General features: G+C 39.3%; 1 protein-coding gene. It reads right to left on the bottom strand.

What is annotated here, in order from left to right; genetic code table 11:
- A partial coding sequence (gene pyk / locus AC220I_RS22320; RefSeq protein ID WP_486726073.1) for a pyruvate kinase occupies positions 1–1,254 on the bottom strand: 1,254 nt, incomplete at its 3' end.
- Positions 1,255–1,614 lie beyond the last annotated feature (360 nt).

Raw genomic sequence — 1,614 nt, 5'->3', positions numbered from 1 at the left:
GAATACACCCCAAACAACTGCAAGTCTTCTACAAGCCGCTTCAGTAATTGTACAAGCAATGATTGGTGATTTTGGTTTTAAACGCGATACCATTTTAGCAGTGAAGCCAGAAGATGTCGCTGTGATAATTGCAGAAGCATCAAGATCTAAAGCAGTAGATGCTGTTGCATGACTTACTGCATAAGTTACGCCCATCTCATCTGACATTGCAATTCTCTTTTGAAGCATCTCTCTATAGTTGAGTGAACCTTCAGCAGCTGCAGCAATTTTAGCCATTGTGCGAACTGACTCAAGTGGGTATTTACCAGCAGCAGTTTCACCTGATAACATAACCGCATCAGTACCATCAAAGATTGCGTTGGCAACGTCAGTCGTCTCTGCTCTTGTTGGTCTAGGATTTCTAATCATAGAATCTAACATTTGAGTTGCAGTGATAACCGGCTTGCCTTCTTTATTACACATTTCGATCATTTGCTTTTGTACTAGAGGTACTAACTCGGTAGGAATTTCAACCCCAAGGTCTCCCCTTGCAACCATTAAGCCATCAGAAACTTCTAAGATTTCTTCTAAGTTATCAACACCCTCTTGATTTTCAATTTTAGAAATAATGTGAATTTCATGAGAGTGGTTTTCTTCAAGAACTCTTCTGATTTCAAGTACGTCAGATGCTTTTCTGATAAATGACGCTGCGATAAAGTCGATATCATTTTCGATACCAAATTTGATATCATCGATGTCCTTTTGTGTAATCGCTGGTAAATTAATTTTAACACCAGGAACGTTGACACCTTTATTATTTTTAACATCGCCACCATTTAATACTTTAGTAGTGATATCGTTTCCGTTTACAGATAATACTTCAAGTTCAATCAAACCATCATCAATAAGGATTTTGTCTCCAGCCACAACGTCTTGAGGTAATCCTACATATGAGATTTGGCATTTGTTTTGATCGCCAAGGTATTCATCAGTTGTCAATACGAATTCTTGTCCCTCAACAAGCGTATAAACTGCTTCCTTGAATTTGCCTGTTCTAATCTCAGGACCCTTTGTATCCAAAAGAATCGCAACTGGCATTTGAAGTTCTTCTCTAACTTCTTTAATCATATTAATTCTTGCTAAATGCTCTTCATGACTACCATGAGAGAAGTTTAATCTCGCCACGTTCAACCCATTCTTAACGAGTTCTTTGAAAATTTCTTTCTTTTCACTTGATGGTCCAATCGTACAAACAATTTTGGTCTTTCTTAACATAATATCCTCCTAAAAATAACTTATAAATTCACTCACACACATAAGATTTTACACACTAAACATTGATGGGTACTCGGTAAGCGAAGCTTCCCTCGTAACCCTTGGCAAGCACTAGGCTTGCTACAAGTGGCGCACGCGCCACTTGTGACGAATATGCACACGTGCATTCTTCAATTAATTACGGTCTGTTTTTACACAATACTCGGTAAGCGAAGCTTCCCTCGTAACCCTTGGCAAGCACTAGGCTTGCTGCAAGTGACGCACGCGCCACTTGTGACGAATATGCACACGTGCTTTCTTCAATAAATTACGGTCTGTTTTGACACAATACTCGGTAAGCAGAGCTTCCCTCGTAACCCT

This window comes from Fusibacter sp. (assembly GCF_057447755.1).
The sequence above is the reverse complement of the archived record's forward strand: the minus strand, read 5'-3'. Positions and strand labels throughout refer to the sequence as shown.